Here is a 6725-nt window from a genome sequence, read left to right as displayed (position 1 = left end):
AGTTACCAACCATTCTCGCCCTGCTGCCAAATCGAGAACACCACAAATTTCGCGTCCAAAGTTGATACTCATAAGTGATAGTAGGTTCTGTACTCCAGATCACAAACACTCTAAAACGTTAGAGCCAACACAAACTAAGCTGTTCCACATTATTAAGGCTGCATATTTAATCTCTTTACTCTGTGTTCTCTACGCCTAATAAGGTTAAATAAATTACTTTTAAACCGCAGAGGCACAAAGAGAGCAGAGAGAAAAAACAGATTTTAGAAGTCACCTTAAAAGGGTTAGTACGGAATGGCACTAAGATAACGGCAAACCCATTATATATAAGGCTTTTGGGTGTGGGGTGTCGGGTGTTGGGTGTAGTGAGTCAGAAATTTATTTGTACCCCCACTCATATTTACTTTTCTTGATTTTTTCCGAACCTGCAACCCTACCCCCAACACCCAGCCCAGACGAGCTTTCAGCTTTTCAAGCGTGCCATTCGGGTTAGTACGCAAGGCGGAATTCAAAACTCAAAATGACGCTCGCGGACTGGCTCTAAGCATTCGCGTAGGTCTCGTAGAGAAGCCATGCCGTTGGCGTTCGCGTAGCGTGTCGCAGACAAGCCTCTTGTAGAGAAGGCTTTACGCTGCGCTAACAAAATTCAAAATTCAAAATGAATACAGCATAAGCGTTTCATTGATTTAGAATGGGTGGTTTATTTACGCCTTGCGGTACTAGTGTTCTAGTTTACCTATTGCTCATGATAGTTCCGGCTCAATCCCCCATCTACATATAACGTTGCGCCCGTGATGTAGTCAGCATCGGCTGAGGCTAAGAAAGCAACTATAGGCGCAATATCCTGTGGTTTCCCTAAGCGACCCAAGGGAATGTTTTTTAACAGCGCTCCTAATTTTTCGGGGTCATTTAACAGCTTACTATTGATTGGTGTCTCAATTGCTCCAGGAGCCACGTTGTTAATTGTAATTCCCAGAGGGCCAAGTTCAACTGCTAGGTTACGCATCGTCATCTTTACACCGCCCTTGCTGGCACAGTAAGCAGTGAAGTGGGGGAATGCTATTTCCTCATGGGTAGAGCTAATATTGATGATTTTGCCGGTTCGCTTGGTTTCGATGAAGTGCTGCACTATCGCTTGAGTGGCGAAAAATGTCCCTTTGAGGTTGAGATTAATCACTGCATCATAGTCGGCTTCGGTGATATTCCAGAAGTCAGCATTCCGACCGTCGATACCAGCGTTGTTCACTAGAATGTCTAACTTGCCAAAGTATTGAATACCCTGGTCTATAAGTTGACGGATGTCGCTGATTACACTCAAGTCAGCTTTAATAGTTAAGCCTTTGCTACCAGCAGCTTCTACTTTCGACAAAGTTTCTTCAGCGCCTTCGGGATGAGAGCGATAATCAATCACAACATCTGCACCTTGTTCAGCCAGATGTACGGCAATAGCTTGGCCAATTCCTCCACTACTACCAGTTACTAAAGCTACCTTACCTTCTAGTTTCTTCATTAGCTTTCTCCTTTTAGAGTATTTTGATGTTTTCAGGTCTTATAAAACAGGATTCAGGAGTCAGAATTCTGGATTCTTCTTTAAATCTACTGATGCTTTTGCAGATGTGGCACCTTAACATTCTTAAAAATACAACGATAATTGGGAACATGAAAAAGTTTGCCGGTCAAAACTTCACGTTCACCCATAGCTATCAGTTGAAAAACTCCCACAGCAGTTAATGCACCTAGTGGAGATGCAATACAATAAAGCCATTGATTTTGCCAAGACCATGCTACGAAAGCAGGCCCCATACTCCGTGCTGTATTCAAACTGGTACCAGAAATGGGCGCTCCCAACCAAACCATAGTTGCCACTAAAAGCCACACCATTAAAGGTGTCCAGCGCAATAGCTGATGATGACTCAAAAAGATAAAGATAGACAGCACTAACATAAATGTCATGAAAACCTCAGCTAGAAATACATACCACAAGGGATAGTTTATTCCAGGTAAAGTAATACAATAATTGACGCTGATCAGGTAATTTCCCCACAAAGCTAATGCTAAAGATGTGCCAATAATTGCGCCCATAAATTGACCAAAAATATATCCAATTAAGTCCTGTTTATGCATTTTGCCTTGCATCCAGAATGCCAATGATAAGCAGGGGTTTAGGTGCGAACCACTCAGTTTTCCTAAAGGGGAAATGCTAAATAATGCACCACTTCCAGCGAAGATGAGACCATTAATTAATAAACGAGGACTGACAGCCGGGATAAGATGCTCCATAGGCAAGCCTTTGCCAAAATTGAAGGTGATTATACTGAATCCAACCAAGAGATTGAAAGCAGTTCCCACCAACTCTGCACCATATTCAGACCAATTTAGAGTTTTCCAATTTGCAAAAGTATTCATGAGTTTATTTCTGGCGATCAACAATTAAGCTTTATACAGCAATTCCGTTAAGGTTTTGAACAAAGATTAGCTACTTGATAAAAATTTTTATTCTCAACTAGTTCATCTCCTATGGAGAAATGCTGTATATAGTTAAGTTGAAATTATCTCAATTGAGTTGCAATGGTGGTGGATTATCCTGATCGACGTATCCTTGGCTAATTTCAACAATATTACCATCTGGATCGGATACCCAAACCGTGCGCCACCCAGGAATAAAGCTATCAAAGTTAAGTGGTCCAAGGGTTACTTTTGCATCTTTGCCGATTTCAGCGAGTTTAGCATCAACATCATCAACCTGGAAACCAAAATGACGCCAAGCCGGATAGGTAGGCCCATCTTGGCTGGCTAAAGGAGCAGGGGTTTCTCCCTTTGCTTGGAAGAGTTCAAGGTACATATCACCCAATTTCAGGAAGACAATTTGCTCATTATTGCCAATTGGTGCAACCCTTGCTCGCTTAAAGCCGAAATATTTCGTGTAGAATTTTTCAGTTGCAATCGGATCTTTGCAGCTGATTGCCATTTGTGAAACTTTTAACAAAGCCATTACTTCAGTCCTTGCTGACACAAAAAAGTGAACTTAGTTACGCGTATGACCCATCGGGATACTGAATTACACCAGCAAAGTGAACAGCGATTTTGCGATCGCGCACTACCCAGTTATCATAGAAACTTACCTCGCCAACATCGCCATTGACACTTCTGGTCTTCAAGCTTTCGACTATCATCAGCGTGTTCTCGGTTTCAGCCCACTGGTCAAGCTTGACCTCAAAATCTTCTAGACTGAAGATGCGACTTTCAAAGAACTCTTTGAGTGCTTGACGACCACGCACATAAATCGGTTTGCGGTTTTCGGTCAAGGTACTAATAAGCAGGACATCTTCAGCATATTGGTTGAGTAAACCATCTACATTTTTCGCTTTAATAAAACCGATATGCTCTTTATAAAACTTGCCCAATGGAGATGTAGGTACTTCTGTTTTAGTTGTTCCTGCATTTACATAAGTTTTATCTGGATACTGAATTACACCAGCAAAGTGGATAGCGATTTTTCCATTTTGCAAAAACCAGTTATCGTAAAACTCCACACTACCGACTTCACCAGTCTTACTTGTGGTTTTTAGTTCTTCCACCATCATCAGCGTATTTTCAGTTTCAGCCCACTGATTAAGCCTGATTTCAAAATCTTCTAAACCAAAAATACGGCTTTCAAAGAACTCTTTGAGTGCTTGACGACCTTGTACGTAAAGGGGTTGGCGGTCTTCAGTTAAGGTGCTAATGAGCAGAGCATCATCAGCATACTGATTGAGTAAACCATCAACATTCTTAGCTTTAATGAAACCGATATGTTCTTTGTAAAGCTTGCTGATGGGAGAAACAATCAATTGTTCTATTGGTGTACTCATGGTAGTCCTATATGTAGAGGATTAAGACTGAAGGAAGTTATGGCGACGGTAGGAATCAAGGTGAGCAGAACTAAGGTGAACTCGTTTGTAGTTAGGGCTAGTTTCTAACTACAAACAAGCGCGTAGTTTACCGCCGTAGGCATCGCCTAAAATTTGTGCTATTCTATTAAACCCAAAAACCAAAATGATAAGCAATTTGTCCATTACGGATAGTCCAGGCATCGCCAACTGATACTTGACCAAGTTTGCAGTTGAATTTTGCTTGGAAAAAAATAGCGTTTTCTGCTTCTGTGAAATCTAGGGATTTGATATCTATATATTCAATTGTTTTTAGGTAGTCGTGAAAGAATGTTTTAATATTTTCACGCCCATTAATTGTGATTGGTGCAGGTGTATTCTCAAAACCATTAAAGAAGGTGATTAACACAGCATCTTCTGCATAATCCCTATCTACCATTTCATCGATTTTTCCGGCAGAAATAGTTTCGATATGTTTGTCAAAGAATTGCCGTCCGGGTGAAATTGTTGAAACTGTCATTTTGATATCTCCTGTAATTTTTAAGGAATTATAAGTATGAAGCGCCATTAACTACGCATTTATTGTCATGTGCGCTCCAAAACTTCATTTTCTTGTGGATGTCTGCAATATTAGAGTTGAGCAGACCCTTCATAGTAACTAAGCGAATCAACAATGTAGGTTGCAATTACTGGCTTACCAGTATAAGGCGATCGCTTAATAATCCAAGTTTGATAAGCATCTAAAATAATGCGTTGACTTTTGGCTGCTGGTGGATTCCACACGCTAGCTTCCCATTTGACGATGACTTGAACGCTCGCCTCGTCTCCTGAAGGCTTAACGTTGACTTGCTTTAATGTATGGACTTCATCAAAGAAAATTCCGATAACGCGCTCGTACCAACCTTTAAATCCATCAAAACCATAAACTGTAGCTTCAGGAAAGCGCATTTCTAGACCTTCTTCAGCCAGTAAAGGAATATAATCTTCAAGTGGAGCGTGAACATCTAGTTTCAAATACCAGTCCGTTGCTAGTTGCTTAATTTCTAATTCGGTTAAAGGTGCTATTTTAGCTACTGTCATTGTTTTTCTCCCTTTTAATTCAGTAAAAATTCTGGTCTATTATTGACCACACTTGACGCCAATCTTTGTACCGACAATTTCGTTTGTCAGTACCAAATCAATCAAAAATGGGCCATTATGATCCAATGCTTTTTGGATAGCTGGAGCAATCTGATCTGGCTTTTCTACCCGAACAGCTTGAACCCCTAAAGATTTTGCTAATTCAGCGAAATTGATATTTGGGTTGCACAGGTTAAAAGAAGATGGATAGTCATGTTCTGGTATTTCCTGCTCTCCCCAATAGTGCAGAATGTTGAGCTTCAGGATTTGATAACTGCGATTATTACAGATGACAAATTTGGCATCTATATTGTGGTGGGCAGCAGTCCAGAGGGCTTGGATAGTATACATACTGCCGCCATCACCCGTGAACCCAAATACAGTTTTATCTGGATTAGCCAACTTAATACCGATCGCTCCAGGAATACCAACACCTAGCGAACCGCCTCGTGTTTGGAAATATTGTCCTAGTTTTGTCGGTGGTATGTACCGACAAAGTTCGGGAGAATTGGTAATGGCTTCATCGAAAATAATTGCATCTGCTGGCAAATGGGCAGCTAATTCTTCTGCAAAACGAGTCATGTGCAGAGGTACTGAATCCCGAACCGCCTTGTCAGCTTCCAATCGAGCCGCCGATTCCCGCTTCTTGTCCTCAGCTATTCGGCTAGCCCTAAGAGAAGCCTCTTGCTTCTGTTCAGGTGTCAAAGTAGACCCAAGGGCAGTGCTTAATTTGCTAAGGCTAGTTTTCGGATCGCCAAGCAGCCCCAGATCCACCGGAAAATTCTTCGCTATTTCGTAGGTATTCAAGTCAATGTGAATTACTTTCGCTGACCGGGCAAAAACTCCAGACAGCGCCGGAAATACCTCTGGGAAAACGTAGGTTCCAGTAATCAAGATTACGTCTGCTTGTGATGTAATACGACGGCTATCATCCCCAAACATGTGACCCAGCAACCCTCCGAATAGAGGATGTGTGGCGCTCATATTTGCTTCCGATGAGTCTGCTCCCCAAACTTGTGCGCCGATGAGTTCGGCTACATCTGTCAACTCAGCCTGGGCATCGGAAAAAGCTACACCATCGCCCATAATGATCAAGGGATGTTTAGCAGCGGCCAATAAAGTTGCTGCTGTTGCCAGTTGATCGGGTTCGGGCGCAACCCGTGTCACTGGGAAAGAAGTTGGGACAACCTCTTCATAATTAGGAGCATCAAGGATATCCATCGGTAGGGAGACGAACACCGGCCCCATAGGCGGCGTAGCAGCTATTTTGATGGCTCGGCGTAGCACGCGTAACAAAGAAGAAGGATCGACTACCCTAGTTGACCATTTTGTTACAGGCTTGGCCATACTGACTAAATCTGCCGCCATTTGGGCATCCATCGCATCGTAGCAGATACCAGCTTCGCCAGCCAGTACTACTAATGGTGCATGACCACGCATGGCCTGATAAATCATCCCGATGCCATTGCCTAAACCCACTCCGCTATGGAGTTGCACAATAGTAGGCTTTTTGGTGGCGCGGGCATAGCCATCGCCTGCACCTACTGCGATTGTTTCTTGCAATGCAAAGATATACTCAAATTCTGGATAATAGTCTTTTAACGCATCTAGGAACCCCTGCTCAACAGTGCCAGGGTTGCCAAACATGTAATTTATACCATCTGCCAGAAGTTGTTCGATCATTGCAAACCGACCATTTCTGTTAGCCATCAAAGGCTTCTCGTTGCTCTGTCTGGT

7 protein-coding genes are annotated in these 6725 nt (G+C 42.5%); all 7 read right to left on the bottom strand.

Annotation, left to right across the window (positions count from 1 at the left end; all coding sequences use genetic code 11):
- Positions 1–736: 736 nt before the first annotated feature.
- The 7 genes from H6G97_RS27080 to H6G97_RS27045 all read right to left on the bottom strand — a co-directional run bounded on the left by H6G97_RS27080 (position 737) and on the right by H6G97_RS27045 (position 6698).
- Positions 737–1510: a glucose 1-dehydrogenase gene (locus H6G97_RS27080; protein WP_190943669.1), complete on the bottom strand. Its 774-nt coding sequence runs from the start codon at positions 1508–1510 to the stop codon at positions 737–739.
- An 86-nt stretch (positions 1511–1596) separates the two neighbouring features.
- On the bottom strand, positions 1597–2406 hold the full coding sequence (locus tag H6G97_RS27075) for an MIP/aquaporin family protein (RefSeq protein WP_190943668.1): 810 nt from the start codon (positions 2404–2406) through the stop codon (positions 1597–1599).
- A gap of 148 nt (positions 2407–2554) precedes the next feature.
- Complete coding sequence (locus H6G97_RS27070; RefSeq protein ID WP_190943667.1) at positions 2555–2992, bottom strand: VOC family protein; 438 nt, start codon at positions 2990–2992, stop codon at positions 2555–2557.
- Positions 2993–3029: 37 nt separating this feature from the next.
- Entirely contained in the window at positions 3030–3851 is an 822-nt protein-coding gene (locus tag H6G97_RS51425) for a nuclear transport factor 2 family protein (RefSeq protein ID WP_199349676.1), read from the bottom strand.
- Between the two features lie 166 nt (positions 3852–4017).
- Complete coding sequence (locus H6G97_RS27055; RefSeq protein WP_190943666.1) at positions 4018–4389, bottom strand: nuclear transport factor 2 family protein; 372 nt, start codon at positions 4387–4389, stop codon at positions 4018–4020.
- Positions 4390–4499: 110 nt separating this feature from the next.
- The gene (locus H6G97_RS27050) at positions 4500–4949 is read right to left on the bottom strand and encodes a hypothetical protein (RefSeq protein WP_190912733.1); all 450 of its coding nucleotides are present in this window, start codon (positions 4947–4949) and stop codon (positions 4500–4502) included.
- 39 nt (positions 4950–4988) lie between these two features.
- A complete protein-coding gene (locus H6G97_RS27045) occupies positions 4989–6698 on the bottom strand; it encodes a thiamine pyrophosphate-binding protein (RefSeq protein WP_190943665.1) in 1710 nt (569 codons plus the stop codon).
- Positions 6699–6725: the final 27 nt, after the last annotated feature.

Source organism: Nostoc flagelliforme FACHB-838 (assembly GCF_014698065.1).
In the GTDB taxonomy this organism is placed as follows: Bacteria; Cyanobacteriota; Cyanobacteriia; order Cyanobacteriales; family Nostocaceae; genus Nostoc; species Nostoc flagelliforme_B.
Note: the sequence above shows the minus strand (reverse complement) of the source record. Positions and strands in the feature narration are given on the sequence as shown.